We start from the raw sequence: 26,938 nt of genomic DNA, 5'->3' as shown, positions 1-26,938 counted from the left end.
TTTCCTATGGCCTTTCATATAAAAACGCTACTTGCGCTTAGCTTGATGTTTGTCTCATTCTTTTCCTTGGGTCAATCACCATCAAAAAGGGCAAAGATCAAAACCCTTATCGAGTTGGAAAACGAAGATCAAGTGATTCAGAAGGTGATGGCCAATTTCGTACAAGGCTTCAAGGCCGAAAGTAAGCTTACTAATAATGTAAGAGACAAGGCTAGATACGATGCATACATAAGCTCTTTATTAACCGATGCTACCGCCTCCGCCAAAAGGATCGTAGAAAAGGAACTGCCTATCATTTACGACAAGTATTACACGGAAGAAGACTTGGTCGAACTGATAAAATTCCGTCGTTCACCGTTGGGACGGAAGGTATCGCAAACCCTCCCGCTAATCCAAGCAGACATAACCAGGGTGATGTTAACGACCGAATATCCGCAGCTTAAGGAAAAGTTGGAAAAGAAGATTGCTGAATACCAAAGTAATTAAACATTTCAGTCTGGTGATATGAAAAACAATAGGACAACTTACGTAGGCGCTTTTATTTCTGGATTTGCCTTATTTATAGGGTCAAGTTATTTTCTGCACCTGTTCAGGGACATGGTTTATCAGAAGAAAAGCCTTGCCATGTCGAATAAAGAAACAATCGATTTTATCCTGGGAAGCCGAAATGTGACTAACCTCTGGAATGTTCAATATTATATATATGCAGCGCTGATACTTTTAGCCTTTTTTGGGGCGTGTGTTTTTCTTGTGGTATTCAGATCAAGGTCAAAAAGGCTACGCAAAACTTAATTTAAATTCTCAAAATCAATAAACATATTCAAACCTAACATCACATGAAAATTAGAAATTACATCTTCGCCGGCCTAGGGTTGGTGACGTTCTTTGTTGCCGTATTTGTTTACAGCTGCAAAAGAGACGGTATGTCCACGCCGGCTGTTAAAAAGGATTACGCGTATTATCAGGCCAATTTGTCTTCCAACCCCGATATTGTTGCTGTATTTAACAGTCATCAGGCCTTCATTAATACTTTCTCGGTTGCCTCAAAAAAAAGAATCGTTTCGATGATGCGCTACGGAACGGTTCCTGACTCTTTGAAGAAGCCTAGGTTGTCGATTGAGCAATTGCAGAAAATAGATTTTGGAATTAAAACGATGGGTGATCTTGAAAGGTCCTGGGCCCTGAGAGGTTTCGCCAAGGACACCCTGCGTATGGCAGGAAATCTTGCCGCGGGAAATGCGTCGCTCGTTAATTTCGTAAAGAGTGACAAGGAGTTCTGGGCCTTGCCTCAAGAGCAGCGAACCTCTTTACTAAAGGACGCGTTTTTAACGCTGTTAAAAAACTCTAGAAGTAAAAAAGGCTTCTCTTTGTTCAAAAAAGTGCAGGAACCGGACAGCTTCGGCTGTTACGATACATATAACACAACATTTAACCGCGCCCAAGAGGATGACGAAACTGCAAATGCCGACTGTATTTCGTTAGCTGGATCGTTGGAGTTAGCTTGCATGATGGGCGGTCCTGAACCGGCGACTTTGATTTGCTTGGCTGGAGTAGCGGCCGCAGAAGAGTATTGCCAAAATTCTGCGACCAATGCCTATAACACAACTTTAGATAGAGCGGAGGATGACTGGTCCTCATGCGTACGTTCGCATACGTCGGCATACAGTAAGACGACTACATTGTAGCTCTCGCAAACTTCAAAACAAAAAAGGCCTGATATAGATTAGGCTTTTTTTGTTTTAGGCGACGGGTACGGATGATTTATCGCAGCATATAAATTCCGGTGCTAAGGGGTTAAAAATAAAGATTAGCTAATCAAAAAAAACACCGCTCAATATGAGCGGTATTAGATTTGACTATTTACCTTCGGGTAGGTATCCGAGGAAAGCGAAAATCTTCGGGTGATGCCGCCCCTGCGGGTTCGCCCTGTTGTTTTCCCAGGATGTTACCGTGTCCTCCGAGACGCCGATCACCATCGCCACCTCCCTTTGCAGCATGCCCGACTCGATGCGCTTCTTTCTAAGGTGGTCGCCGAGCGTCTGGGGATCTGCGGGGGGAATCGCGAGGAAGGGCTTTTTTAATGTTTTGCGTCTTGGGGAAAATGTTATCACAGGGATGTCCATGCGGCTATTATAATCACCCCGAAAAAGAATGTATTTGCCCGCCGGGTATGGTGCAAAAATACCTGAGCAAAATATCCGGGCCATTGCTTGACCGTATAGACCTGCACGTAGAAGTAACACCAGTTAACTTTAGCGAGCTGGCCTCAGAGCGCCTGGCCGAGAAAAGCGAACTTATCCGAGAACGCGTCATCAAAGCCCGCGAAGTACAAATGGCCCGTTTTAATGAGCGCCCCGACCTGCATGCCAACGCCCAGATGAGCGCCCAAATGGTGCGCGATGTGTGCAAGATCAGCGAAGCGGGACAAAACCTCTTAAAGAAAGCAATGGAAAAACTGGGGCTATCGGCTCGTGCTTATGATCGGATATTAAAAGTGGCCCGCACCATTGCCGACCTGGGTGGGAGCGAAGATATTCAGATTGAACATTTAGCAGAAGCAATACAGTTCAGAAGTCTTGACCGTGAAGGTTGGGCGGGTTAGCGGATCTGGCCGTAATCATTCATTTTACAACAGATTGTCTATCTTTAGCTGATGCAGAAACGTCGCAGCCATAGCAATGAAGCGTAACGATAGAATAAAATTTAATATAACCCGTAATTGGAACTTCCCCGGTAAAGAGCGCCTGTCGTCATTACTAAACTCTTCTTATAAAAAACGGGCTTCCAGGGGGGGTATAGCATGGTTGACAAACGAGGATATTGCCATTTTTTGTAATGCTGATAATTACATTGAATGGAGCGTTCTAAGCAATGGCACCTACGAGGATGAGATCAGCAAGCTAATCCGGATCTCGTTAAAGCCGGGTGATAGCGCGTTGGATATTGGCGGTAATATCGGTTTGCAAAGCATCCGGATGTCAAGATGTGTTGGCAATAGCGGTAAGGTTTTCGCTTTCGAACCATTAAATTATCTCCAGGAAAAATTTAACAAAAACATTCGCCTAAACCAGGCAGATAATGTGACTTTGCTACCATTCGCCTTATCGGATGTGGAAGGCAAGGCTGAGTTTGCCATCAATCCCGGTATCTGGAACCAGGGAACATTCAGCCTCTTGAACAGCGATGCCGGGCCAGAAAAGCAAATAGTTGAAATTAAAGTCGCCGACCAACTTGCTGAACTTTCCTCTTTGCAATCTTTAGCTTTAGTTAAAATTGATGTAGAAGGTTTTGAACACCAGGTGCTGCGCGGAATGAAAAGCCTGCTACTAACACACAAACCACGCCTAATTTTTGAGTACGACGCCGACTATTGGATTAAAACCGGGCAGGATATACAAAATTGTTATGCCTTTTTAACTGGCCTGGGTTATTCATTGTACCAGGTTGATAAATTTGGTTGCGACCATATCAATTCGCCGCAACAAATTCAAGGCGGTAACCTTTTTTGTATACCGGAATAAATATTGAATCAGATCTAATAATTGAGTTATTGGGCAGTAACCTGGCCACTTAGCATATTGACCAAATAAATGTAAGTTGTGTTATCGCCCGAGATATGTAAAGTAACTCTGGACATATGGATTCCTAAAAACTCGATAGAGCCGGTAATGTTATCGGTTATATTGTTAGTTGCGTCTTTATATTGAAAAATAGCTGTTATGGTTGATGTTCCAGCCACAACGTCGGCCGTGCCGCTGCTAATGTCTACCTTAATCCCTTGCAGGTTATAATAACTATCCATGTATTCGTATTGCGCAATAGATTGTTTGGTTGCATCAATATGCGATGAAAAATAAATAATGCCCTGTACTGCTGATACTTTATACGTTTGGTCGATAGCCTTTACATTGTATAATTGGGTAAGCTTATAAACGGCTTTAAAGGCCGGCGCAGTTAGCGTATTGGCGATACTGTCCTGTAATGAGTAGCTATTCAAAACGTTGTTTTCGCAGCCATAAACAAACTTAAAGCGGGTATAATACGTCTTTACTGTGTCGATAACGTCCTGGCTGAGGTTGTAAGCGGTATCAATAGTTAAACCGCAATAAGGATTAACATCATTAATCTGCGGGCCACGGTGTGCCGGGGTGGATATGCTTAGCGGAGCCTTGATCCCGTCAGAAATATTGGCGCCCCCATACTGGCCAGACAATGATTTGTATAAACTTACCGCCAATTCGCGGCTCAATTCGGCCGGATTAAAAATACTATTAGGGCCACTATCGCTTTTTTTACAGGCTGCGTATATAACAGTTATCGCTAGTAACAAACAGAAATATTTAACTGAACTTCTCATGATGCATCAAATTAAAAATAGCATTTCTTCAACTGGTTATTAAAACGCGACCGCGGGCTATCTTGATTCTTGATTGTAAACGCCAGCGATATTTCATGCGAGCCATAACCCAGCGTACCCAGTTTGTTTAACGAATAATCAAAAGCATAGCCTATCCTTAAACTCTCCGATGCAAAAAACTCTACCGTAGCAACCATAGCGCTCGATGTTGGTAAACCGCTCTGCAGGTTAGGCTTGTTATAAAGCGGCACCGCGGTACGATAGGTTGCGCCGAGCCAAAGCTTATCGCTCATCAGCAAAAAGGTGTTAATATCCATGCTGGTAGGTGCCGTTTTGGTATCCTTTATCAGGATAGACGGCTTCAACTTCATATCGCCATCACTGTTCACATCAAAAATGCCCCCCATGGTAAAATACTCATGCGGCATGGGCACAGGCACACCCAGCGCGCCGGCGCTATTTGCAGTGTGCATATATTGCGGCAGCAGGTTATCTACCGATGCACCGATAAACCAATCGTTATTGGTATATAAAAAACCAATCCGCGCATCGGGCGAGGTAAAACTATGCGTACCTGTCGGGATATAATTATCGCCGGTCTGTACCGGATTCAGCTTGCTGCCGTCTATTCCTGCTTGTATAATACCAAGGCCCAAGCCAAATGCCAGTCTTGAATCCTCATCATCGCCAATTTGTATGCGATAAGAGTAATTGCTATAAGCTGCAATGTTACTTTGCGCACCAATCTGGTCGCGCTGCAGTAAAAGGCCCAAACCCACTGCGTCATTAGCAACAGCGCCATCGGCTGCTATTGAAACGGTGGTAGGCGCGCCTTGCAAACCAGTCCATTGCGAGCGGAAAAAGCTATTCACAAACCAGTCGCTTTTGTAACCCGCGTACGCTGGGTTAATGTATAAGCCATTAAATATATACTGGCTAAACTGCGCGTCCTGTTGCGCGTTGGCCGTAAAAAAAGCTGTTGCTAAAACAAAAATCAAGATCAGTCTCTTCATCATATCCGGGTTCTTAAAAGGGTTAAATAGCCTTTGTAGGTATCCCAAACACCGGCTTTATTTTTAGCACGCAGCACATAGAAGTAAGTCCCTTCTACTAAGCCTGAGCCATCCCAATCATTCTTATAATTTGTTTTTTGATAAACCACATTACCCCAGCGGTTAATCACGGTCAATTCTGTATCAGAATAAGTTTCCAGGCCCGGTATAACAAACGTGTCGTTTACTCCATCACCATTGGGCGTAAACACGTTTGTTATCACCAGCGGATAAACCTGCTGTACAGACTGATCGACGTTATTGGCCAAAACCGGGTCAATTTGTTCCCCTTTTATTTTTACTATACTTTGTACCATACCCGGTGTTAATACCTTTACGGTGATCACCAGCTTGGTTGGATCGTTCTGCGTAATCTGTCCAATGCTCCAGATCAGCGTACGCGTAGCGATATCGTATTTTACAGCATCATCGCCGGGTGCCGGCAGGTATACCAGGTTATCAGGTAAAACATATTTTACTTGTACGCCAGTTCCTGTAATCGGGCTTTTGTTGTTAGCCGTCAATATATAAGTAAAGCTATCCCCCGGCGATGCATGAACGTTTGACGATGCAATAGTTACCGCCAGATCGACCACTGTATCGGCCGGCGTAACGGGTGTTGTCTGCTGGTTTATCACCACTTTCACCGGTTCCGAAATATCCGACGGGCAGCCCTGTGTATTAAAAGCGACTACCGAATACATTCCTGCAGCCGCAGCTGTATAATCCTTATTTATTGCGCCCGGAATCTTTACCCCATCCCTATACCATTGGTAGGCCGCTGCATGATCAGTGCTTGCGTGCAGAACAATAGAAGCCCCTTCGTTGATCGTAAAAGTAAGGTCACCCCCCTGGCTAGTGGAAGTTTGAGAGTATACCTTACTTTTACCGATCAACAATGCGCATAAAATCATTATCCTGCACAACTGCTTCATTGACCCGGCTTGTTCACCGACAATTAGTTAGCTGAGATAGTTGGCTTGGTTGGCAGCGGCGATATAACGATGTCTTTGGTGGTTGATGCCGGACATGAAGTATTCAACGCATAAGTAACCGTTACGCCATAAGTCAAGGTACCCGCAGTGGTTATGCCGGTTACGTTATACGTATTTGAGTTTGCACCAGCAATATCCACGCCGCCCAGATTCCATTGATAGTTAATGGTAAAGCCTGTTGAAGGAGTAACATTTGCAGTAAGCAGGGTAGAATTAGCTGCTTCGGCACACATAGAACTGGTTGGCGTAGTAATAGTTACACTTAGCGGCGGCAATACATACTCTTTAAACACATCAGATATTGGCGAGGTACAACCATTGGCATTTTCTGTAACTACCTGGTACTCATAGTAACCCGCCGTTGTTGGCGTTTCAGTATAAGTACGGCCGGTCATGGCAGTAACTTCTTGTTTATTACCGCTTGCGTCTATTTTATACCAATGATATTTGGTATAGTCAACGCCGCTCGGGTCTTGTGGTGCGGTTAGTGAAATGTTTGTGCCTGCGCACAATACTTTAGCTACATCAGCAGCCGATGTTGGCGGCGGGCTGGTAGCATCACTTGGTCCGGACGCAACTTGTGCAGACGCAACGGTAGTTACCAATAACAGCAGTAATACCAGGGTTGGGATGACGGTTAGGAAACGTTTTTTCATGATGAAATAATTTTGCATTTATTAATAATGGGTTATTTATAATGATGGTGATATGCCCGGCTTCTGCGGGTTGGGTTTAATAGTTATTGTTGTGGTAACTGGCGCAGATGTACAGCCGGTTACTTTGTTTTGCTCGGTAATGGTATAGGTACCGCTTTGGGTAATTGCTCCTGCGTTTACATCGGTAATTACATGGCCCTGGCTATCTGTAAAAACATAGTTGTAGGTAGCGCTGTCATAGTTTATAATGGTTTGTGTGAGATCATAGGTACCGCAGGCGCTATTCGGACCAGTTAGTGCTAAAACAGGTATAGGGTTAAATATCACATGTATATTTTTGCGATATACCGGGGCAAACACAATATCATCAACCGCAAAGTCATTGCCGCTGGCTGCAATATTTTGGTTTACTAAAGCGATAGGCAACGAGCCGCTGCGGTTGCCTGAGTTCCAGGTGGTAGTAAAATATTGCCAGTTGCCGTCATTTGATGATGGGCTAATGGTTGCGCCCAGCGGTACGCCATCTATTGAAAATTGTAATTGAGCCGGGTTTTGCGGATTTACTGAAGTAACCCAAACCGAAAACACATAGTCTGTATTGGGCTGTACATTGATATTTTGTGTCCATACCGTAACGTTAGCCGTAGCTGCACCATTTACAATCAGCATTTGGCCGGTACCCGTGGTGTGGTCGCCCATCGAAGTAAAGTTAGTATGGATATTATGCGGATCTGTATTGATGGTATAGGTGCCTTCATTACTTAGTACACCGCAGCAGCAGCCATTACAAGAACTAGTTGCCTTTTTGTAGGTATACGAACTTGTGAAACCTCTTGTGGTTGAGTTAGTGGTAGCGGCCTCAAAATCGCCATTGGTTACCACACTGGTTCCGGTAACCTGCCACCAATAATCACCGGGGCTGGTAACGGTCAGGCTGGTGCCTGTAGTGCCGTCGTTCCAGATAGGGTTGCTATAGCCTGGTACGTTTTGGGTAGTTAAGGTTGTACTGCTACCGCAAGCTTTAACCGTGTCTGTAGTGACCGTAAATACAGTTATACGCGAAACATTCGCCCCGCTGAAGGACAAACCAATTATCCCCGTAAGGACAATACATACCAATACTTTTAATTGACGGGGTAACATTTACGCTCTCTAATCAACCGTGTTTAATTAACAGGTAAAGCGTTTTACGTAAACCAGCCCTAATGTGTTACAACAGTTAAAAAAAACGCAGGCATTTTTCTTAGTGGTGAATAAAATTATTCTTACAAATGTGTATATACAACACACTATCAGGTCCAAACCTTAGCAGTTAAAATTATAATTAATTGTTAGTCAGCCTTTTATATTCATATAAAATTCACAAACTTTATTAATAAATGTGGATAACCCACTGTAAAAATATTTCATTGCCACCAAACACCACAGGGATATTTAACCCAACATTTAACCCTGGGTTAATTTGATTTTTCGGGGCTTGATATATTTGTCGTACCAGTAATTCCTCAAATTCAGTATAAAACAATATTTTTATGCCCGAATGACATCGACCCGGTACGTAAAGAAAATCAGGCCAATACAACTCATCGCGGTAATATTCTTCACCGTGTCTGGCGGACCATATGGATTGGAGCCTTTGTTAGATTATGCCGGGCAGCATGAAGCCTTATTGGTATTGTTGCTTACGCCGTTATTGTGGGACATCCCTGCCATTTTCGCCGTGCTCGAGCTAAACAGTATGATGCCCGTAACCGGCGGCTATTACAAATGGGTAAAGTACGCCCTGGGTACCCGCTGGGGATTTTATGAAGGTTGGTGGACCTGGTTATATACTTTTGTCGATCTGGCTATTTACCCGGTGCTATTTGTCCAATATGCCTCCTTTTTCTTTCCGGGATTAGAGGTGTATAAAATCCCGGTTTGCCTCGTTATCATCTGGGCATCTGCCGGGTTAAACATCCTTGGTATTGTGCCGGTGGGTAAAGTATCATTGGTTTTAGGCGCAGCAGTGCTTACGCCTTTTGCTATACTTTTTGGGATGGCGTTTTTCAATCACCATGGCGTGCTTTTTATTCCTGCACCATCGTTAAAACACGTAGCCTTTCCATCACTTGGGATGGCGCTATACACCGTAATGTGGAACTGCCTGGGTTGGGACAATACCACCACTTATGCCGAAGAGGTGGAAAAACCGGTTCGTTCTTACCTTGTTTCTATGTTTGTGGCTTTTGCCCTGGTTATCGTCATTTATTTTCTGGTGATCTGGGTGGCGCAATTATGGGGTATTAGTCCGGCGGTATTAACCGATAAAGGCTTTCCGGCATTGGGCGAAATGATTGGCGGGCATTGGCTCGGCGCACTATTGGCTTTGGGCGGCATGGCCAGTACTTTGGGTATCTATGCGGCTGTACTATTGTCAGTATCCCGGGTGCCCCAGGTGATGTCTGAGGATAGTTTATTGCCAGCCCGCATCAACAAACTGCATTCTCGTTTTCAAACGCCTTATATATCCATCATTATCTGCTCGGTAGTGGTGAGTTTGATGATTCTGTGGACCTTTGCCGACTTGTTGATCATTGATGTAACCGTTTATGGCGCAGGTTTATCTTTAGAATACATTTCGCTCATCAAACTCCGCCGCAAACAACCTGAGTTTCACCGGCCGTTTAAGATCCCCTTAAACACAACCACTTTGTGCCTGTTATTAATCCTTCCTGCGTCAGTTTACTTTATCGCCCTAGGCGGGGCTTTCTCCTCATCCGCAGAAACCGTAAAACCAGCAGTGTTTGCGATAATTACTTTAGCCAGTGCCGAATTGTTCTGGCAACTATTACGCTGGCGTGCGCGAAAAACCGAAAGCGTGTACTAAAAATAAGTCAGCCGCTTTGGCGTGATTATCGCCTCACTTTTCGCCTGCATTAAAAAACTATTTCAGGAGTTGTTATTCAATGCTATTAGCGGGCTTTTAATTGATTGCTATTTACTTGGCACTTGGTTTGCCTTGTTATCTAAGAACATCGATATAAAATTTATGAAAGCAATCAGAAATAGTTTAGTAGCCCTTACCCTTACCATTGGTGTTATAGGTACCGGTTGCAGCTCATTAAATAAAACGCAAAAAGGGGCGGCCATTGGCGCGGGTGCCGGTGGTACAATTGGCGCCTTAATTGGCCATAGTGCGGGTAATACAGCTTTAGGCGCAATAATTGGTGGTGCTGTGGGTGGTACAGCGGGTGCTTTGATCGGTCATAAAATGGATAAACAGGCCGCCGAGATTAAGCAAACAGTACCCGGCGCCACAGTAGTCAGGCAAGGAGAAGGAATAGTCGTAAAATTTGATTCAGGTATCTTGTTCGATGTGGATAAAGCCGACCTGAAACCGGCCGCGCAGTCAAACCTGCATAACCTGTCTGCCTCATTAATCAATAATCCACAAACCAACATTACCATCGTTGGCCATACCGACAATACCGGCAGCGATGACCACAATATGGATCTGTCTATCCGCCGGGCAGAAGCAGTACGTTCTTTTATTGTAGCCGATAAAGTAAGCACCTCTCGCTTAACTACGGTAGGCAAGGGTTCTACAGAACCAATTGCTGATAATACAACCGCCGCCGGGCGTACGCAAAACCGTCGTGTGGAAATCAGTATCGTTGCCAACGACCAAATGAAACAACAAGCCGCACAGGGCCAATAATATTTAATACTTATAGTTTTAAACCCCGGCGAGCAATTGCCGGGGTTTTGTTTTTATAGCTCAACCGCCAAACTTTTGTAAAAAAGATATGGTGGCTGGGCATTCGTGTCATATCTCAAATCAAATTGCTAATTTGCACCAATGCAGTTTAAGCAAATAGTTGGGCAAGCGGCCATAAAGCAAAGGCTGATTAACTCGGTGAAAGAGAACCGGGTTAGTCACGCACAGTTGTTTTTGGGGCCGGAGGGATCGGGAAGTTTGGCTTTGGCTGTTGCTTACGCCCAATATTTGTCATGCCTGGAAAAACAGGAAGAAGACTCATGCGGCGAATGCTCATCCTGCCGTAAATATCAAAAGCTGGCCCATCCGGATCTGCATTTTTCTTATCCATTCTTTGCTAAGCATAAAGACGACACGGCCGTTACTTTCATTGAACAATGGCGCGAAGCTCTGCTGGCTTCACCTTATTTGAGTCTGGATATTTGGCGCGGTTACCTGGATGCCGATAATAAACAAGCCAACATCAACATAGCCGAGTGCCACCAGATCATTAAAAAACTGAGCTTTAAACCGTTCGAATCTGAATATAAAATACTGATACTTTGGCTGCCGGAATATTTGGATAAGGAGGGCAACGCACTTTTGAAGATCATTGAAGAGCCGCAACCCAATACCCTGTTTTTGTTGGTGGCGCAAAATCAAGATCAAATTCTGAATACCATTCTTTCGCGAACGCAATTGATTAAAATACCGTGTTTAACTTACGATGATGTTAAGGATGAACTCATCAATCAACATCATCAAACAGAAAGCGCGGCAGCCGAGCTGGCCTATTTAAGCAACGGAAATTTTACTGATGCATTATTGATGATGCAGCAGGACGATAAAAGCTATCACAGCCTTTTTGTGCAGTGGTTACGTTTGTGTTTTGCCAATAAGGGGATTGAGTTGGTGGGCTTTGTCGACCAACTATCTAAAATGGGACGCGAAAATCAGAAGAATTTTTTACGTTACGGGATAAGTTTTGTACGCGAATGTTGTTTGCTAATTGCAGGCGCCGGCCAGCTGGTACATTTACCCGCTACAGAACTGGATACAGCGCAAAAACTGAGCGCGGTGATGAATATTTCTATGAACCAGGCTATCATTGCCGAGTTGGAAAAAGCACATTATCACGTGGAAAGAAATGCAAACCCTAAAATTTTATTTTTAGATGTATCTTTACAAATTATGAGTTTTTTAAAACTTAAAACAAGCCCGCAAGGGAATCAATATATATCGAACTAATTATGGGATGTGGAAGTTGTTCAACGGGTGGCGGATGTTCGCCCGCAGGCTGCAAAAGTAACGGGTCTTGCCTTACTAACGGCTGCAGCAAATTAGATGTGTACGACTGGCTGTCGCATATGGATATGCCGGTAAATTATAAGCCTTTTAACATCGTTGAAATAAAATTTAAAGGCTCTCGCAAAGAGTTTTTCTTAAACAGCGATAACATATATTTAGAGAACGGCGACCTGGTTGTTGTCGAAACCGCTACGGGTGGTTATGACATTGGTCATATATCGTTAACCGGCGAGCTGGTGCGCGTACAGCTAACCCGCCGCCGCGTTAAGGAAGAGGATGTCTTAAAGAAGATCTACCGCCGTGCTACCCCTGCTGATGTGGACAAATGGAAAGCAGCCAAAGATATGGAGTGGGAAACCATGCACAGCGCACGCAAACTGGCCCTGAGCTTGAACCTATCTATGAAGCTCAGCGACGTGGATTACCAGGCCGACAAAACCAAAGCTACATTTTACTATACGGCCGAAGGCCGCGTTGACTTCAGGGAACTGATCAAGAAAATGGCCGAGACCTTTCGCATCCGCATTGAGATGCGCCAGATAGGTATGCGCCAGGAAGCAAGCCGTTTGGGTGGTATCGGCTCGTGCGGCCGCGAATTATGCTGCTCAACCTGGTTAACTGATTTTAAAACGGTTTCAACCTCGGCAGCTCGCTATCAAAACCTGTCATTAAATACTTTAAAATTAGCCGGCCAGTGCGGCAAGTTAAAATGCTGTTTAAACTACGAACTGGATACTTACATGGATGCGCTGAAACATATCCCTGATAATGTAAACGTGTTGAAAACGGTAAAAGGCGACGCGCGTTTGCAAAAAACAGACATCTTTAAAAAGCAAATGTGGTTCAGCTTTCCACAGGAAGAAGCGTGGATACCGGTACCGCTTGATAGAGTAAAAGAGGTACAGAAAATGAACAGAGAAGGCATATTGCCTGACGATTTAGTAGTATTTGTTGAGGTAGAAAACGAACCGGCCAAAGCATTAGATTACGAGAACGTAGTTGGGCAAGATAGTCTTACCCGTTTAGACGAGCGCAATCGCAACGCTAAAAAGAAAAACAAAAATCGCAATAACAAAAAGCCGAACCCCAATAATCAAACCGGCCAGCCAAACGCGCAACCCAACCAACCGCGCCCCGCAAATCCGCCAAGACAGGCAGATGCCGGTGGCCAACCGCAGCAGCCAAGGCCGCAAAATATCGCTCCGGGCCAGGGTCAACCAAGGCCTGAAGGTGCCGGTAACAACAATCGTAACCGAAACAGGAATAAAAACCGCAACAGAAACCGTGGTGGTGGCGGCAATGGCGGAGGTGAAGCAAATCGCCCGGCGGCCGAATAAACGAATAACAAGCAATGAAAAGCGCTTTAAAATATCTGTTCCCGGTTTTTTTGATGGTAGCTACTTTGTTGTGGGCCGGTTGTTCTGACCCCAAATCTGTCATCGATCAAAATACCGAGCTAAGCAACAACAATTGGTCGTACACTAACAAGATCAAAGAAGTGGTTAAGATTGACGATGTGCATTTGGCTTACAACCTGTATTTAAATTTACGGGTTACGGCCGATTACCGGTATTCAAACATTTTTGTACTGGTGCACCAAACCAACCCCGACCATAAAAGTACCAGCACCCGCCTGGAGTTTAAATTGGCTAACCCAGATGGTGAATGGCTTGGCGATGGCTCGGGTAATTTGTATAGCTACCAAATTGAGTTTGCACAGAATTATAAATTCCCGGTTAAGGGCGCTTATACTTTTGAGCTGGAGCAAAACATGCGCGACAATCCACTTAAAGAGGTAAGCGATGTTGGCCTTCGCGTAGAAAAAGCACAATAACAATACCTAGAGCCGCGTTAAATATTTTTGTTAATATCTACCATCAACCAAGCCATGAAAAAACTATCAGCAATTTTAATTATACCTGCATTTTTAGTATTTGTAGCTTGTAATAGTGCCCAAAAGAAAACCGGCAATGACCAGCCCGATACCGGCTCAAAGCACGGTGCATCCGGTCCAACAAAGCCAGAAACTTCATCAGCTTCTGACACCATTAACGGCTCTGCGGCACCTTTTGCCGAAACCACCGCCGGAACCGATACCAGTACCGATGGCTTTAACACCGACAACCCGCTGGTAGATACCGCCAAGCCAAAGCCGGCAAAAGGCAACGCCAAAAAATAGCTAGTAGTGCCGTTGCACCGTTTTTAGTATTTCATGAGGATAGCCAAGTTGGATGTTGCTTACAATATCTAATCTCGATACCTGCTCTGCAGAAAGTTGAATATCTACCGTTTTTAAGCTTTCCTGAAGTTGATTTAAAGTACGGGCCCCAATAATCGGAAAAGCGTCTCTCGTAAGCGCCCAGGCTAAAGCCACCTGGCCCGGTGTTACTGTTATTTCTTTTGCTATTGTCTCTAACTCATCTAAAATAGTTTTCGTTGCTTCGTCTTCATGATAAGTTGCTGAAGCAGATAATGTTAGCCGTCCAGATGCCCCTCGTCTATATTTCCCCGTGAGCAAACCACCTGCAAGCGGCGAATAAAGCATGGTCCCTAGCCCGAAATAACTAGCCATGTCCATTAGTTCACGATCTGCAGTTCTCTGCGCCAAACTGTATTCTATCTGTAATGCCGTAAGTGGTATTGTTTTTGCTATAGCAGCAGCTTTCCACGCAGGAAAATTAGCAAGCCCGGTATATAATATTTTTCCGGCCTGCAACAAATCTTCTAATCCCCGGGCTACTTCTTCAATCGGTGTTATGCCGTCATCAAAGTGCGGCATGAAAATGTCTATATAATCAGTTTTCAATCGCTTCAAACTGGCCTCAACTGATTGTCGCATTGTCTTGCGGTGATTACCGAAATTAGCCGGCGACGGATTTGTCTCGCTGCTGCGTGTGTATTTGGTGCAAATGATAAAGTCGTTGCGCATAGCCGCTACATATTTTCCAACAATTTCTTCTGCTTCTCCTAATTGATATTGATCGGCTAAATCAATAAAATTTCCACCCGAATCTACATACGCCGATAATATTTGTGGAATGTCATCTACAACGGCACCATAGCCACGACGGCTTCCGAAACTTGCCGCGCCCAATATCAATTGGCTGGCAGGCAATCCTGTTTGTTTTCCAAATAGTTTTATCTTCATAATTCAAATTTCGTTGCGCTGAAATGCAAAGTCAAGTACGGCTAAATTCAGCCCTATAGGATAGGACAATGAGATGACTTATTTTTGCGGGATGTACGAGAAAAAAATACCGGTCGAACTTGAATGCGGGCTTCACGTATTCATGGAAGTTATCAGCGGCAAATGGAAAATCAACCTGATCTGGTGTATCCATAGTGGAATTATAAGACCAGGCGAACTGCATCGACGCATACCGCGGGCATCCCGTCGCCTGCTAGACACGCAGTTAGCGCAATTGACCAGCCTTGGCATCATAACAAAAACAGTTTTTAGTCAAAAACCGGCCAAGGTGGAGTACGCCCTCACTCCATTGGGCAAATCATTAATTCCAGTTATAGCCGTTACAGCAAAATGGGGAGAGGCTAATCGTCCTTTACTGGAGCCATTACTTCAGTTACCGACACCAACACTGGTACAATAAACCCGCTTATTTTTTCATTTGAGATGAGCCAATAGGTAAACGGTAATTATTTTTTCTCTACCTTCGTTTTGCTAATATTTTTATCAAAATGATTGTCGCTGTTTTAGTAGCCTGCCTGGTTATACTGCTAGTTTCTGTATTGCTTTTCTTAAAAAAGCCCGCCACAGCCGAAGGTATTTCTGCGGATGATGTTGCGCGTTTAAAAACAGAAAATACTACCCTGAATATTTCTCTGGCTAAAGCCGAGGAGCGCGCATTGAACCTGGGCCAGGAGCGCGACAAAGCCGACCGTCTATTACAGGACGAGCGCGAGCGCTACGATGCTGCTGTGGCCGACCTGAATCAACAATTGGTTTCCGAAAAAAACCGCATGGCTAAGGCCGAAGAATCCTTCAAGGCACAACGCGAACGTTTGGGCGACCAGGAAAAAAGCATACAAGACATCCAGCAAAAATTTCAGAAAGAGTTTGAGAATGTTGCCGAAAAATTGCTGAAAGAAAAATCTAAAGAGTTTGTTGATGTTAACCGCGCCAACTTGGATACTATCCTTAATCCGCTGAAAGAAAACCTGAAAGCTTTTGAAGATAAGGTTGACAAAGTTTATAACATGGAAGCGGCCGAACGCAATACCATGAAAGGCGTGATCACCCAGTTAATGGATTTGAACCGCCAGATCAGCGACGAGGCACAAAACTTAACAAAAGCCCTTAAAGGCGACAATAAAAAGCAAGGTAATTGGGGCGAGGTGATCCTGGAGCGTGTGTTAGAACGCTCAGGCCTGGTTAAGGACCAGGAATATCGCTTACAAGCCAGTTTAACCGGCGCTGATGGCTCCAGACTGCAGCCCGACGTAATCATTGACCTTCCGGACGAAAAACATTTAATCATCGACTCTAAAGTATCCCTGATAGCCTACGAGCGTTTGGTAAACTGCGAAACCGAGGATGAACGTAAGTTATTCTCAAAAGCACATGTCGAGTCTATTCGCAGCCATGTGCATGGGCTATCCTCTAAAAACTATCATGACCTGTACAGCATTAATTCCCCTGATTTTGTGCTGTTATTTATCCCTATCGAGTCGTCATTTAGCTTTGCGGTGCAGATAGATTCTGAATTGTTTAGCGATGCCTGGGATAAACGTGTGGTGATTGTTAGTCCGTCGACTTTACTGGCGACGTTACGCACCATTGCCAGCATCTGGAAACAGGAGCGCCAAAATCGTAACGTGTTGGAGATTGCCCGCCTAAGCGGTGCCATGTATGATAAATTTGTGGGTTTTGTTACCGATATGGAAAGTATCGGCAAAAACATTAAGCAAAGCCAAAGCGCTTATGATAATGCCATTAACAAACTAACCGAAGGCAATGGTAACCTTACCAAAACTGCCGAAAAGATCAAAAGCCTGGGCGCCAAAGCCAATAAACAGCTCGACCAAAAATATATTGAAGTGGGTGATGACGACCCGGCCGAAAATGCTATCAGCGCCGATTAAGTAGTAAATAGCGCATATTAAACACTACTAATTTTTGCGCCAGTGAGGCATTGCTGCTAATAATATAGCAGCAACAACAATAGATCTTTCGTGTGGTTGGGTTTTAGGTTTAAAAGCTTAGCTGTTCGAGGTATCACTATTCGGGAAAGCATTCCAGCCCTGCGCCTTCAACGGATGTAAATTGCCCGATTTGGTAACCAGGTTACATCCCGATGCCGGCTCTGTAATGTGCCCTATAATACTAATATCCATTTTAAATTTAATTTTTTCATAATCGGCCTGCTTTACGGTAAATAGCAATTCATAATCTTCGCCGCCGCTTAGCGCGCAAACTGTTGGGTCAAGATTAAATTCGCGGGCTGTTTCAAAAGTCATCGGGTCAATGGGGATCTTTTCCTCATAAATGCTGCAGCCTTTATTACTTTGCTTACAAATATGCATGATCTCTGAAGCCAGCCCGTCAGACACATCAATCATAGCAGTAGGTTTTACGTCGATCTCTTTTAACAGTTCAATGATATCGCGGCGCGACTCGGGCTTTAACTGGCGCTCTACAATGTAATCTTTGCCTTCCAAATCGGGTTGTATGTTAGGGTTTTCCAGATAAATTAACTTTTCGCGCTCCAATAATTGCAGTCCTACGTAAGCGCCGCCTAAATCGCCCGACACACAGATCAGGTCGCCTTCCTGGGCGCCGTCACGGTAAACTATATCTTCGGCATTTGCATAACCTACTGAGGTTACGCTTAAAACCAGGCCCTGTTTTGACGAGCAGGTATCGCCACCCACCAAGTCCACACCGTATTTTTCGCAGGCGATGTAAATTCCTTCATAAATTTCTTCAACAGCTTCTATCGGGAATTTGCTTGACATGCCTATGCCTACAGTTACCTGGGTTGCTATGCCATTCATGGCATAAATATCGCTCAGGTTAACTTGTATAGCTTTGTAGCCCAAATGCTTTAATGGAGTATAGGCCAGGTCGAAATGAATCCCTTCCAACAGCATATCGGTAGATATCAAAACTTTTTTTCCTTCGGGATCTAATACGGCAGCATCGTCGCCAACACCTTTTAGCGTACTTTTTTGAACTAATGCTATATTTTTAGTCAAGTGATTTATCAGGCCGAATTCGCCCAGGGCTTCGATGTTGGTTTTCTCTTTATTATCAAACATATTGAACACGATTTTATGATTTAAAGGATGATGAAGATTTTTGTCTCGATTATCTCACTTATAGTTTCTGTGTAATCGTTTATCAAATCTGTGAAATCCTTTATCCGGCAAAAATACGAAAGCATAATTCAAATCGTGTAAATACTACTAAAACAACTTTTTAACTGCTGGTTACAGTTTTGTTTGTGTAACAATTTAATTGTATTTAAAGCGTGTTAACATTTTTAACACGCAATTAACATTGGTTACCGATATTTACCTTAAAAACATTTATACATGAAATTAAGAAAAATACTTATTTATGCAGGTTTTGCAGCGGTGGTTACGGTTGTGGGCTGTAAGAAAAATGATTCCGGCAATACCGGACCTACCGGATCAACAGGAACCACAGGTACAACCGGTACTACCGGCACCACAGGAACAACCCAACCAACGCCTTATAACATTACCGAAAATTTTGAATCAGGTACTAAAGCAGGTTATGCTGCCGGTGACGTTACTTTATATACCGGTTCATGGAACTTCAACAACGCTCTGATTGGAAATTTGGCTGCTGATGTTAAAAATGGCAACTGGTCTGTTAGATCGAAAGTTGGCGATTTCCACATGAATTTTGATATCAATGGTTTAAAATCGCTGGTGATCAGACATGCCAAATATGGAACCGATCCCAATTCAACCTGGCAATTATTAATGTCTATCGACGGTGGTGCTACTTATACACAGGTGGGCACCGACATTCAGGAAACAAACGCCACTACGTTTAAAACTGATACATTTAAAGTTAGCGTTACCGGTAAAGTTAGGTTTGAGATTAAAAACACTACAGCAAATACCTCGGCGCGCGTTAATTTTGACGACATTGCTTTCATTGGTACCGGCGACCCGGGCATAAGCCTTGGCGTTCCGGATACCAATCCGACTGACACTTCAAAATCAACTACTGCTGCAGGTGCCAGAGGTGTAACGGTAGGTACTGACGCTCCACCGGCAAGCGGCGACAACAGCAATCTGCTGTTAGGTAATCCATCAGACGCTTTACCAACTTTGGCCGCAAACACTAACTACCTGCTAAACCAGGGTTATTACGTCGAATCGTACAACAATAACCGTAATGAGCCTAACTGGGTAAGCTGGCACCTTGATGCAAGCAATTGCACTAATGCTACAGGCCGTTTAGATAACTTTGCCGCTTTTAGTGGCTTAGACCCAACCTGGTTTGCTGTACAAAGCAACGGTTATAGCGGTTCTGGTTTCGACAGGGGTCACAACTGTCCGTCTGCAGACCGTACCAGTTCAGTTAATGCTAATTCGGCTACATTCCTGATGACTAACATGATTCCACAAGCTCCACAAAATAACCAGCAAACCTGGAACGGGTTAGAGGGCTATTTACGCGATCAAGTTTTTGCAGGTAATGAAGTTTACATTATTATGGGTAGCTACGGTAGTGGAGGCGTTGGTTCTGCAAGTGCCAGTACGGTTAGTACCATAGATATGGGTAAAGTAACCGTACCAAGTAATGTTTGGAAAGTGGCCGTAATTTTACCGGTAGGCGATGGCGATTTATCTCGCATCAGCACTTCAACCCGTGTTATCGCTGTCAACACACCTAACATCAACTCCATAAACGTAGATTGGAAAACTTATTTAACTACTCCAAAAGCTATTGAAACCGCAACAGGTTTAAATTTATTTTCCGCACTGCCAGGCAGCGTAAAAGCAGCTTTAGAGGTTAAACAAGACACTGGAAACTAAATCATAAATAGGGCCAAAGGCCCCGAAAATTTTTTAGAAAACGGCCTGTTGATGAAATGTTGACAGGCCGTTTTATTAGGCTAAAAACCGGCGCAACCCGTCACAAAAAATACGGCCGAAGGCCGGAAAAATTTTTAGAAAAAGCGGCTTACCAATAAACTGTTGATGGGCCTTTTTACTTTTCTGACTATAAAATCAACCTAAATGAAAATCAAATTACTTATTGTTGCATTGATGCTTAGTTGCCTGTTTGTTAATGCTTCTATCGCGCAGCAAAATAAAAAATTTTATCCCTGGATGTTCGACCAGACAAAAGACTTCGATCTGGTTTACAAAAACAAAAAGGTAGAAGTTGAAATAAACAATAACAATATCAGAAAGATATTTGGCAAACCTCTTAAAACTTTAACTGCAAAATCAGAAATCACTGAACATATGTATACGGATTATTACTATCCGTTTGCGGTTTTTACAATTGAAGATAATAGCGTAACTCATATCGATTTTAAAGGTTCTAATTTATCCTATATATTTAAGTTGAAAGGGAAATTTAGCAAGCCTATAAACATAGGCTCCAGCGCAGTATATGTAAGAGATATCTTTCCAAACTCATGGCGAAATATGAAGGAAAATTTTGTGGTGGTCGATATTAAAGGTACAGACTGTTCTATACTTTTTGAGATAGGCGGCAGTTATATCAAATCCATATCTTTTGATTTTAACGAATCTTAAAATATTATTTTAAAAAAAAGAGACGCGATAATACACGTCTCTACTGTCATTGCGAGGAGGAACGACGAAGCAATCGCAAGGATACAATATCCGCGATTGCCACGCTACGCTCGCAATGACATAAATGTAAATTTAATACTGAGGTTTACAGTCCCAATCTCGCCGATATATCCAGCATTCTTTCAATAGGCTTCACTGCCCTAACAATAATATCCTGCGGAACTTCAATTTCGGGCATCTCGTTTTTAAGGCATAAATAAAGCTTTTCCAGCGTATTTCTTTTCATGTGAGGGCAATCGTTGCACGCACAATTATTATTCGGTGGGGCAGGGATAAACACCTTATCAGGGTTATCTTTCGCCATCTGATGAATGATGCCCGGCTCGGTAGCTACAATAAATTCTTTTTGCGGGCTGTTGGTAGCATATTTTAGGATTCCCGTGGTCGAGCCTATATAGTCGGCCATTTCTAAAATTACATCTTCACATTCCGGATGAGCCAATAATTTAGCATTAGGGTATCTTTCTTTTAGTTTGGTTATTTTCTCTCTGGAAAAGATCTCGTGCACCATACAGGCACCGTTCCACAATACCAGGTCGCGGCCGGTTTTTTTAGCTACGTAAGCACCCAAATTTTTATCAGGCCCGAAGATTATTTTTTGATCTTTAGGCAGGCTTTCTACAATCCCTATAGCATTGCTTGAGGTACAAACTATGTCACTTAAAGCTTTCAGTTCTGCCGTACAATTCACGTAAGTAATCACCAGGTGATCAGGATATTGCTCCTTGAATTTTTTAAACAAATGAGGTGGGCAACTATCCGCCAGTGAGCAGCCTGCTTTTACATCGGGCAGTAATACTTTTTTGGTTGGCGATAAGATCTTGGCTGTTTCTGCCATGAAGTGTACACCGGCAAAAACGATAATGTCGGCGTCGGTTTTTGCAGCTTGTTGTGATAGCCCCAAACTGTCGCCAATATAGTCTGCAATATCCTGGATATCGCCATCCTGATAGTAGTGAGCCAATATGACCGCATTTTTTTCTTTTTTGAGTTTTTCAATTTCATCAAAAAGGTCCAATGTTGGATCGATGTATTCATCGACATAGCCTTTCAGATTTATTTCTTCGAAGATATCCATTTCAACAATTCAAATAATAACAATTGATTTTTTATATAAAAAGAAACTATTGTTATTGGTGTGTTAGTTATGTTTAAAGTTGGTAGACGTTTTTATTTGATATATGTTTTGTTAACGACTTATTAACAGCTTATTGATATTTTGTACTGTATATTTTATTGATTATTAGATTGCTGTGATAATCAACTTTTATTTTTAAAACTTATATGTTGATATTTTAGTAGTGTTTGTAATGTTAGTTTCTTTGTTAATGTGTCGCAAAAGTCGCTTAAAAATTGTTACTATTATCACTAAAACGTAAGGTTATCCACCAAATAAATAGTTGTTAGGTTTTTGCTTACACAAAATTAACATCTTTGAACGCTATTGTTAACATACAATATAATTTTACACATCTAATACGAACAACATGTCCAAATCTGTGGATTTTCTGGTAGTAGGTTCTGGCATTGCCGGACTGAGTTTTGCACTAAAAGCTGCAAAGCATGGTAAGGTACTGATAGTTACAAAATCAAATGAAGATGAATCAAACACTAAATACGCCCAGGGAGGTGTTGCGGTGGTTGTGGATAAAAAAGAAGATTCTTTTGAAAAGCATATAAATGACACCTTAATAGCCGGCGATGGACTATGTGATAGGGAAGTTGTGGAGATTGTGGTAAAAGAAGGTCCGGATCGGATTAACGAGATCATTGATTACGGAACCAGTTTTGACAAAACGAACGAAGGTATTTATGATCTGGCAAAGGAGGGTGGTCACTCTGAATTCAGGGTATTACATTATAAAGATATCACCGGATTTGAGATTGAACGTGCTTTACTGGAACAGATCCATCAAAATCCGAATATAGAGATACTGACCCATTATTTTGCTGTAGATTTGATAACGCAGCATCATTTAGGGGTTTTTGTAGATAAGTCATCAACAGATATTAACTGCTATGGTATTTATGCTTTAAATACGGTAACCGGCGAGGTCGAAAAGTTTTTGTCGAAAGTTACAGTAATGGCGTCTGGTGGTGCCGGGCATATTTATTCTGTAACTACTAACCCGGTTATTGCTACCGGTGATGGCGTAGCCATGGTTTACCGCGCAAAAGGTAAAGTACGGAATATGGAGTTTATCCAGTTTCACCCAACTGCTTTATATAACCCCGGCGAGTATCCTTCATTCCTGATCTCGGAAGCTGTTCGTGGTTTTGGTGGGATATTGAAACGTACCAATGGCGAAGAGTTTATGCAGGAATATGACGAACGCAAATCATTAGCGCCACGTGATATTGTTGCAAGGGCTATTGATGCCGAAATAAAAAAATCAGGCGAGGATTATGTTTACCTGGATATTCGTCATCGTAGTAAAAAAGACCTGTTAACACATTTCCCTAATATATATGCTAAATGTTTGGAAATAGGTATAGATATGACCAAGGACATGATCCCGGTTTCGCCGGCTTGTCATTATATGTGTGGAGGAGTAATGGTAGATCATGATGGCCGTTCGTCTATCCAGAGATTGTACGCTTGTGGTGAATGTTCATCAACAGGTTTACATGGGGCTAATCGTTTAGCTTCTAATTCATTATTGGAAGCGTTGGTATTTGCACATAGGATCTATAAAAATGCTATCGATCAATTTGATGTTATCACAGTTCCGGAAAATATCCCTGACTGGAATGAGCACGGTGTAAAGTTATTAAACGAAGATATCCTGGTAACGCATAATGTGCGCGAAATGCAGAAATTAATGAATGATTATGTAGGTATTGTTCGGTCTGATTTCAGATTGGAAAGAGCTATGCGTCGACTCGGTTTATTGTACGAAGAGACAGAATCATTCTATAAACAAACTAAATTATCAGTAAAACTTTGCGAGCTGCGTAATTTGATCCAGGTATCATATATCGTCGTAAAATCTGCTATGATGCGTAAAGAGAGCAGGGGTTTGCATTACACTACAGATTATCCTAAACATCAGGCTGTTTTGGAGGACACGGTTTTTTAAGACCTGTTAAGACTTACGAAGTTTTTAAAACTTCGTAAGTCTTTCTCATATCGAGCGGAAAACGGGATTCGAACCCGCGGCCTTCAGTTTGGGAAACTGATGCTCTACCAACTGAGCTATTTCCGCTTATATTATTTTAATACACCAAATTTACGCTAAACTTATTTGGTGAGTGTATATTCACTCCATCCAAATTTTTTGAATAACCAGTCTTTTTCTTGACCCGTTTCCGTTTTCTTGGTTAGTATACTTACGTGCTGAGGCTTACCCCGTTTATCTGGTATAATGCTAACTGATTTTATTTGGCTTGACGATAGGAATATATTGGGGTACAATAGCAGTTCACCGTTTATCTCTATAGGCAGGGTTTGATTTTGTTTTGATATGGCATATTTATTCAGTAGTTGCGTTGTGCTTAGTAAGTTGGGTGTGTTCATAATCGTTAAAATTACAACGCCTTTTTCACCGCGTTCGCCAAAAAGTTTTACCGCTTCTTCCCCCTTAAACACCTGCATCTCCGCTATGTCTGAATCTGCGAAAGCCTGCATGGCCTGCGGAAACGGAATTTGATTATGATCATTCACGTTTGTTTTAATTAGGATGAGCATTTTTTTTGGCTTGAGGTCGGGCTTTTTTATAGTTTCAAATTGCTGGGCAAAGCAACTCAAATTTATGCCGATCGTTAGTACAGATAAGAAGAATGTCTTTTTCATTAGGTTTGGTTTGGTTGTATATCTAAATTAGTAAAAATATTAGATGTATGCCTGTAATTTTACCTGTTAAAGATAAAAGCCCTGTTTGGGGCCACGATTGTTTCATAGCCGAAAACGCTACTATCGTTGGCGATGTTATAATGGGCGATAATTGCTCCGTTTGGTTTAATTCAGTGATCCGCGGTGATGTAAACTATATCAAAATAGGCAACAACTCAAATATCCAGGATGGTGCTGTAATTCACTGTACCTATAACGGTGCCGCTACTGATATAGGCAACTATGTGTCCATCGGCCATAATGCGCTGGTACATGGTTGTATCTTGAAAGATCATATCCTGGTAGGCATGGGTGCCATTGTAATGGATAATGCTGTAATAGAAGAGTATGTAATCATAGGCGCAGGCTCAGTTGTACTAGAGCGTACTATTTGTGAGTCGGGTTATTTATATGCAGGTACACCGGCAAAAAAAATCAAACCTCTAACAGACGAGCAACGAGCCATGCTTGATAAACTGCCTGACAACTATGTAATGTACTCAGGCTGGTTTAAGGTGTAATAGCTTCACGTGGAACATCCACTGTTTCTTCCGAATCCCAGTTTGGTCGTATATTAATTAGCTTGTCATATACCCAAATATTTTCAGGTTGCCGGTTTTCTTTGATGCTCCCAGAATCCCACTTACCGTTTTTATTGTCGTCGTAGGTAACACGTAAACCAAATTTGCCTACATACAAGCTGCGGTAGGTAACCACTGCTTTTTTTGTTTTAGATACCACGTTAGTTTGTAAAACAATCCCTTGTTCATTCAATAATTCAACCACATACATTTTTGATGTATCGGGCAAGTTTAACGTTAGTGCCAGGCTGCTATAGTTGTCAGGTTTGGTTATAGTGAATTTTTTGATCTGGCGCTTATTTTTGTCGCCATAGATATCTGTGAATGCACCTTCTTCCGAAATGAGTTGATACACTACTTTTTGTTTCCACGGGTATTTAATCGTAAAGGTTTTACCTATACCAGTATCGCGAATCATGGTGTATTTTACTTCGTTCGAGTCTTCTTTCAGTGTAATGGAAGTTGGATCGAAGCTGTCTATAGGTAAGCTGGTATGTATTTTCAGATCTGTACCATTTTTTAACTCATTGTTAGTTGTGGTACCATATTTAAGAGACAGCACCCTGGTGAAAGATTCCTTACGCCCTTTTCTTAAGTAAGTGGTGTCCAACGGCTTTTTGTTATCAAAGAAGGCCATCCGCACCGAATCGAAATCCATGTTTTTAGAATAGATGGTCAGCGTATCTCTGGTTTTACTAAAGTCTAGTAGCTTTTGCTCATCCAACCCGTCCGGGTATAGTATCTTTACCGTAGGGTTATTCAACGGCCGGTTAAATATAAAAAGCATCCCACCGTCATTAGTAAATTGCTTTGACAAATATCTAAAATTAACAGGTTCCTGTTTAAATACTTTAAGGTCTATGGTCGAAGTGTCATGACTGAAATGAATAATGTGGCTTGAGAAGCCAATCAGCTCGGCATCGTTGTCGTAGATCTTATCCAAAACTTGTTCCTTTAAGGCGTATATTTTATAATCGCCTTCTTTAAGGTTAGATAATTTAAAATTACCTACCGAATCGGTCGTGGTATAAATGCTGGGTTTCTTTTTACCAAACAACAGAGAGTCTTGTTTTAAAGTAAACAACATCACCGTGGCATCTTTTACCTTTAATTGGGTTTGATTATCAGTAACCGTGCCCGACATAGTCAATGAATCAATATGGGTACCGGTAGAAAAAACGTAGGTGAAATTTTTAAGAATGTTGTTTTCGTTGACGTCGCCAATGGCCTTGCCAAAATTTATTACATAGGTTGTGTTTTTCAGTAGTGTATCTTTTAAATCAATAACCAATGTTTTTTGATGCCGCTTGATATCGGGGTTTTTTTCGGGAGCCGGGAAGACCGTGATTTCCTGGAACGGATTGTTCAATTTGAAATACTCGTCAAATTCCAGGCGGATTTCTTTCTCTTTAAAATTGTGCGTTAAATTGGCCGGACTAGCCTTCAATAATTTTGGAGGGTCAAGGTCTTTAGGGCCGCCTTGCGGTTTTTGTTGCACGGCGCAGCCAAGAAATACCAATGTGGCCAAAAAAACCAGGAAAATTGGACCATAAAACAGCCCCTTTTTATTTAACGTCATTTTTAAGCGAAAT

The 26,938-nt window shown here is 42.6% G+C and carries 26 protein-coding genes, 1 tRNA gene and 1 pseudogene; 16 read left to right on the top strand and 12 right to left on the bottom strand.

Annotated features, from left to right (window positions below):
* Window positions 1-6: 6 nt before the first annotated feature.
* Together HB679_RS18845 and HB679_RS18840 are read left to right on the top strand one after the other, a co-directional pair.
* Window positions 7-486: a DUF2059 domain-containing protein gene (locus HB679_RS18845; RefSeq protein ID WP_214073566.1), complete on the top strand. Its 480-nt coding sequence runs from the start codon at window positions 7-9 to the stop codon at window positions 484-486.
* Between the two features lie 350 nt (window positions 487-836).
* Window positions 837-1,685 (top strand): hypothetical protein, encoded by an 849-nt coding sequence (locus HB679_RS18840; protein WP_214073565.1) that lies wholly within the window; start codon window positions 837-839, stop codon window positions 1,683-1,685.
* Between the two features lie 171 nt (window positions 1,686-1,856).
* Here HB679_RS18840 and HB679_RS18835 read toward each other — a convergent pair whose 3' ends face one another.
* Entirely contained in the window at window positions 1,857-2,117 is a 261-nt protein-coding gene (locus HB679_RS18835) for a helix-turn-helix transcriptional regulator (RefSeq protein ID WP_346345161.1), read from the bottom strand.
* Here HB679_RS18835 and HB679_RS18830 point away from each other — a divergent pair.
* A pseudogene (locus tag HB679_RS18830) lies at window positions 2,117-2,602 on the top strand (ATP-binding protein); the annotation flags it as partial. The gene HB679_RS18835 and the pseudogene HB679_RS18830 overlap by 1 nt on opposite strands.
* 76 nt (window positions 2,603-2,678) lie before the next feature.
* Entirely contained in the window at window positions 2,679-3,521 is an 843-nt protein-coding gene (locus tag HB679_RS18825) for an FkbM family methyltransferase (protein WP_214073563.1), read from the top strand.
* 26 nt (window positions 3,522-3,547) lie between these two features.
* On the opposite strand, the gene HB679_RS18820 is transcribed toward HB679_RS18825, so the two are convergent.
* From HB679_RS18820 to HB679_RS18800, 5 genes are read right to left on the bottom strand one after another with little or no spacing between them, the layout of a single operon-like run.
* A complete protein-coding gene (locus tag HB679_RS18820; RefSeq protein ID WP_214073562.1) occupies window positions 3,548-4,357 on the bottom strand; it encodes a hypothetical protein in 810 nt (269 codons plus the stop codon).
* 11 nt (window positions 4,358-4,368) lie between these two features.
* Window positions 4,369-5,373, bottom strand: coding sequence for a type IX secretion system membrane protein PorP/SprF (locus HB679_RS18815; protein WP_255547662.1), 1,005 nt, complete (start codon window positions 5,371-5,373; stop codon window positions 4,369-4,371).
* Complete coding sequence (locus tag HB679_RS18810; protein WP_214073561.1) at window positions 5,370-6,344, bottom strand: gliding motility-associated C-terminal domain-containing protein; 975 nt, start codon at window positions 6,342-6,344, stop codon at window positions 5,370-5,372. The genes HB679_RS18815 and HB679_RS18810 overlap by 4 nt, the downstream gene beginning before the upstream one ends.
* Window positions 6,345-6,367: 23 nt before the next feature.
* Window positions 6,368-7,060: a hypothetical protein gene (locus HB679_RS18805; protein ID WP_214073560.1), complete on the bottom strand. Its 693-nt coding sequence runs from the start codon at window positions 7,058-7,060 to the stop codon at window positions 6,368-6,370.
* A gap of 36 nt (window positions 7,061-7,096) precedes the next feature.
* On the bottom strand, window positions 7,097-8,203 hold the full coding sequence (locus HB679_RS18800) for a hypothetical protein (RefSeq protein ID WP_214073559.1): 1,107 nt from the start codon (window positions 8,201-8,203) through the stop codon (window positions 7,097-7,099).
* A 397-nt stretch (window positions 8,204-8,600) separates the two neighbouring features.
* Between HB679_RS18800 and HB679_RS18795 the strand changes: the two genes are divergently transcribed.
* From HB679_RS18795 to HB679_RS18770, 6 genes are all read left to right on the top strand, one after another.
* Entirely contained in the window at window positions 8,601-9,929 is a 1,329-nt protein-coding gene (locus HB679_RS18795; RefSeq protein ID WP_214073558.1) for an APC family permease, read from the top strand.
* A 162-nt stretch (window positions 9,930-10,091) separates the two neighbouring features.
* Window positions 10,092-10,760: an OmpA family protein gene (locus tag HB679_RS18790; protein WP_214073557.1), complete on the top strand. Its 669-nt coding sequence runs from the start codon at window positions 10,092-10,094 to the stop codon at window positions 10,758-10,760.
* Window positions 10,761-10,901: 141 nt separating this feature from the next.
* The gene (locus HB679_RS18785; protein ID WP_214073556.1) at window positions 10,902-12,047 is read left to right on the top strand and encodes a hypothetical protein; all 1,146 of its coding nucleotides are present in this window, start codon (window positions 10,902-10,904) and stop codon (window positions 12,045-12,047) included.
* Between the two features lie 2 nt (window positions 12,048-12,049).
* Window positions 12,050-13,444, top strand: coding sequence for a regulatory iron-sulfur-containing complex subunit RicT (gene ricT, locus HB679_RS18780; RefSeq protein WP_214073555.1), 1,395 nt, complete (start codon window positions 12,050-12,052; stop codon window positions 13,442-13,444).
* 14 nt (window positions 13,445-13,458) lie between these two features.
* The gene (locus HB679_RS18775) at window positions 13,459-13,941 is read left to right on the top strand and encodes a gliding motility lipoprotein GldH (protein ID WP_214073554.1); all 483 of its coding nucleotides are present in this window, start codon (window positions 13,459-13,461) and stop codon (window positions 13,939-13,941) included.
* 54 nt (window positions 13,942-13,995) lie between these two features.
* Window positions 13,996-14,286: a hypothetical protein gene (locus tag HB679_RS18770; RefSeq protein WP_214073553.1), complete on the top strand. Its 291-nt coding sequence runs from the start codon at window positions 13,996-13,998 to the stop codon at window positions 14,284-14,286.
* On the opposite strand, the gene HB679_RS18765 is transcribed toward HB679_RS18770, so the two are convergent.
* Window positions 14,287-15,255 carry an aldo/keto reductase gene (locus HB679_RS18765; RefSeq protein ID WP_214073552.1) on the bottom strand — a complete coding sequence of 323 codons (969 nt, stop codon included), beginning with the start codon at window positions 15,253-15,255 and terminating at the stop codon, window positions 14,287-14,289.
* A 142-nt stretch (window positions 15,256-15,397) separates the two neighbouring features.
* On the opposite strand from HB679_RS18765, the gene HB679_RS18760 reads away from it, so the two are divergent.
* Both HB679_RS18760 and rmuC read left to right on the top strand, forming a co-directional pair.
* A complete protein-coding gene (locus HB679_RS18760) occupies window positions 15,398-15,715 on the top strand; it encodes a helix-turn-helix domain-containing protein (protein ID WP_255547661.1) in 318 nt (105 codons plus the stop codon).
* A gap of 88 nt (window positions 15,716-15,803) precedes the next feature.
* Window positions 15,804-17,207 carry a DNA recombination protein RmuC gene (gene rmuC, locus HB679_RS18755; protein ID WP_214073550.1) on the top strand — a complete coding sequence of 468 codons (1,404 nt, stop codon included), beginning with the start codon at window positions 15,804-15,806 and terminating at the stop codon, window positions 17,205-17,207.
* 117 nt (window positions 17,208-17,324) lie between these two features.
* Here the strand turns inward: rmuC and thiL are convergent, their stop codons facing one another.
* Entirely contained in the window at window positions 17,325-18,383 is a 1,059-nt protein-coding gene (gene thiL / locus HB679_RS18750; protein ID WP_214073549.1) for a thiamine-phosphate kinase, read from the bottom strand.
* A gap of 276 nt (window positions 18,384-18,659) precedes the next feature.
* Here thiL and HB679_RS18745 point away from each other — a divergent pair, with 276 nt between their 5' ends.
* Both HB679_RS18745 and HB679_RS18740 read left to right on the top strand, forming a co-directional pair.
* Complete coding sequence (locus tag HB679_RS18745; protein WP_214073548.1) at window positions 18,660-20,141, top strand: DNA/RNA non-specific endonuclease; 1,482 nt, start codon at window positions 18,660-18,662, stop codon at window positions 20,139-20,141.
* Window positions 20,142-20,345: 204 nt separating this feature from the next.
* The gene (locus HB679_RS18740; protein ID WP_214073547.1) at window positions 20,346-20,873 is read left to right on the top strand and encodes a hypothetical protein; all 528 of its coding nucleotides are present in this window, start codon (window positions 20,346-20,348) and stop codon (window positions 20,871-20,873) included.
* A gap of 145 nt (window positions 20,874-21,018) precedes the next feature.
* On the opposite strand, the gene nadA is transcribed toward HB679_RS18740, so the two are convergent.
* Window positions 21,019-22,011, bottom strand: a complete 993-nt coding sequence (gene nadA / locus HB679_RS18735; protein WP_214073546.1) for a quinolinate synthase NadA — start codon at window positions 22,009-22,011, stop codon at window positions 21,019-21,021.
* A 409-nt stretch (window positions 22,012-22,420) separates the two neighbouring features.
* Here nadA and nadB point away from each other — a divergent pair, with 409 nt between their 5' ends.
* The gene (gene nadB, locus HB679_RS18730) at window positions 22,421-24,013 is read left to right on the top strand and encodes an L-aspartate oxidase (RefSeq protein ID WP_214073545.1); all 1,593 of its coding nucleotides are present in this window, start codon (window positions 22,421-22,423) and stop codon (window positions 24,011-24,013) included.
* A gap of 53 nt (window positions 24,014-24,066) precedes the next feature.
* On the opposite strand, the gene HB679_RS18725 is transcribed toward nadB, so the two are convergent.
* Both HB679_RS18725 and HB679_RS18720 read right to left on the bottom strand, forming a co-directional pair.
* Window positions 24,067-24,139: transfer RNA gene (locus HB679_RS18725), tRNA-Gly, on the bottom strand.
* Window positions 24,140-24,174: 35 nt separating this feature from the next.
* Window positions 24,175-24,726, bottom strand: a complete 552-nt coding sequence (locus HB679_RS18720; protein WP_214073544.1) for a hypothetical protein — start codon at window positions 24,724-24,726, stop codon at window positions 24,175-24,177.
* 47 nt (window positions 24,727-24,773) lie between these two features.
* Between HB679_RS18720 and HB679_RS18715 the strand changes: the two genes are divergently transcribed.
* A complete protein-coding gene (locus HB679_RS18715) occupies window positions 24,774-25,286 on the top strand; it encodes a gamma carbonic anhydrase family protein (RefSeq protein WP_214073543.1) in 513 nt (170 codons plus the stop codon).
* Here HB679_RS18715 and HB679_RS18710 read toward each other — a convergent pair.
* Entirely contained in the window at window positions 25,276-26,925 is a 1,650-nt protein-coding gene (locus tag HB679_RS18710) for an Ig-like domain-containing protein (protein ID WP_214073542.1), read from the bottom strand. The two genes, HB679_RS18715 and HB679_RS18710, sit on opposite strands and share 11 nt — an antisense overlap.
* Window positions 26,926-26,938 lie beyond the last annotated feature (13 nt).

Origin of the sequence: Mucilaginibacter sp. dw_454 (assembly GCF_018449775.1) — a bacterium.
GTDB lineage: Bacteria > Bacteroidota > Bacteroidia > Sphingobacteriales > Sphingobacteriaceae > Mucilaginibacter.
This window is presented reverse-complemented; position numbering and strand designations above follow the sequence as displayed.

Bases quoted from the DNA above. Each gene is read 5' to 3' on its own strand.
- HB679_RS18845 (WP_214073566.1), top strand. From the start codon at position 7: ATGGCCTTTCATATAAAAACGCTACTTGCGCTTAGCTTGATGTTTGTC.
- HB679_RS18840 (WP_214073565.1), top strand. From the start codon at position 837: ATGAAAATTAGAAATTACATCTTCGCCGGCCTAGGGTTGGTGACGTTC.
- HB679_RS18825 (WP_214073563.1), top strand. From the start codon at position 2,679: ATGAAGCGTAACGATAGAATAAAATTTAATATAACCCGTAATTGGAAC.
- HB679_RS18820 (WP_214073562.1), bottom strand. From the start codon at position 4,357: ATGAGAAGTTCAGTTAAATATTTCTGTTTGTTACTAGCGATAACTGTT.
- HB679_RS18815 (WP_255547662.1), bottom strand. From the start codon at position 5,373: ATGATGAAGAGACTGATCTTGATTTTTGTTTTAGCAACAGCTTTTTTT.
- HB679_RS18810 (WP_214073561.1), bottom strand. From the start codon at position 6,344: ATGAAGCAGTTGTGCAGGATAATGATTTTATGCGCATTGTTGATCGGT.
- HB679_RS18805 (WP_214073560.1), bottom strand. From the start codon at position 7,060: ATGAAAAAACGTTTCCTAACCGTCATCCCAACCCTGGTATTACTGCTG.
- HB679_RS18800 (WP_214073559.1), bottom strand. From the start codon at position 8,203: ATGTTACCCCGTCAATTAAAAGTATTGGTATGTATTGTCCTTACGGGG.
- HB679_RS18795 (WP_214073558.1), top strand. From the start codon at position 8,601: ATGACATCGACCCGGTACGTAAAGAAAATCAGGCCAATACAACTCATC.
- HB679_RS18790 (WP_214073557.1), top strand. From the start codon at position 10,092: ATGAAAGCAATCAGAAATAGTTTAGTAGCCCTTACCCTTACCATTGGT.
- HB679_RS18785 (WP_214073556.1), top strand. From the start codon at position 10,902: ATGCAGTTTAAGCAAATAGTTGGGCAAGCGGCCATAAAGCAAAGGCTG.
- ricT (WP_214073555.1), top strand. From the start codon at position 12,050: ATGGGATGTGGAAGTTGTTCAACGGGTGGCGGATGTTCGCCCGCAGGC.
- HB679_RS18775 (WP_214073554.1), top strand. From the start codon at position 13,459: ATGAAAAGCGCTTTAAAATATCTGTTCCCGGTTTTTTTGATGGTAGCT.
- HB679_RS18770 (WP_214073553.1), top strand. From the start codon at position 13,996: ATGAAAAAACTATCAGCAATTTTAATTATACCTGCATTTTTAGTATTT.
- HB679_RS18765 (WP_214073552.1), bottom strand. From the start codon at position 15,255: ATGAAGATAAAACTATTTGGAAAACAAACAGGATTGCCTGCCAGCCAA.
- HB679_RS18760 (WP_255547661.1), top strand. From the start codon at position 15,398: ATGGAAGTTATCAGCGGCAAATGGAAAATCAACCTGATCTGGTGTATC.
- rmuC (WP_214073550.1), top strand. From the start codon at position 15,804: ATGATTGTCGCTGTTTTAGTAGCCTGCCTGGTTATACTGCTAGTTTCT.
- thiL (WP_214073549.1), bottom strand. From the start codon at position 18,383: ATGTTTGATAATAAAGAGAAAACCAACATCGAAGCCCTGGGCGAATTC.
- HB679_RS18745 (WP_214073548.1), top strand. From the start codon at position 18,660: ATGAAATTAAGAAAAATACTTATTTATGCAGGTTTTGCAGCGGTGGTT.
- HB679_RS18740 (WP_214073547.1), top strand. From the start codon at position 20,346: ATGAAAATCAAATTACTTATTGTTGCATTGATGCTTAGTTGCCTGTTT.
- nadA (WP_214073546.1), bottom strand. From the start codon at position 22,011: ATGGATATCTTCGAAGAAATAAATCTGAAAGGCTATGTCGATGAATAC.
- nadB (WP_214073545.1), top strand. From the start codon at position 22,421: ATGTCCAAATCTGTGGATTTTCTGGTAGTAGGTTCTGGCATTGCCGGA.
- HB679_RS18720 (WP_214073544.1), bottom strand. From the start codon at position 24,726: ATGAAAAAGACATTCTTCTTATCTGTACTAACGATCGGCATAAATTTG.
- HB679_RS18715 (WP_214073543.1), top strand. From the start codon at position 24,774: ATGCCTGTAATTTTACCTGTTAAAGATAAAAGCCCTGTTTGGGGCCAC.
- HB679_RS18710 (WP_214073542.1), bottom strand. From the start codon at position 26,925: ATGACGTTAAATAAAAAGGGGCTGTTTTATGGTCCAATTTTCCTGGTT.